This is a genomic window from Methylobacterium sp. J-072, from assembly GCF_022829425.1.
Taxonomy (GTDB): Bacteria; Pseudomonadota; Alphaproteobacteria; order Rhizobiales; family Beijerinckiaceae; genus Methylobacterium.
Genome location: NZ_JAKSYK010000092.1, coordinates 1 through 301 on the forward strand (window position 1 = coordinate 1; position 301 = coordinate 301).

Below are 301 nucleotides of genomic sequence, written 5' to 3' on the forward strand. Positions count from 1 at the left end.
GGGAGTGATTCACCGATGTAGACGGGGACCTGCAGGAGGTCCTACGGATGTCAGGGGATCGCAAGCCGGGGCGGTCGGCGGTGATCCTGTACAGCCGGACGCTGCGGTCCTGGCCCGAGAGCGGCCGGGCTACGACGGGGCCAAGCGCAAGCTCGGTTAGAAGGTGCACCTCGCGGTAGACACGCCAGGCAACGTGGTGGCGTTGCACGTCACCCCGACCGATGCCGACGATGGCGGCGAGGTCGATCGCCTGACCGGCGCGATGCAGGCGGAGACGGACGGAAGCGTAAAGACGGGCTTC

At 67.8% G+C, this 301-nt stretch carries 1 pseudogene; it reads left to right on the top strand.

Annotated elements, in window-relative coordinates:
* Positions 1 to 8: 8 nt before the first annotated feature.
* Positions 9 to 301, top strand: a pseudogene (locus tag MKK67_RS09900) (IS5/IS1182 family transposase); the annotation flags it as partial.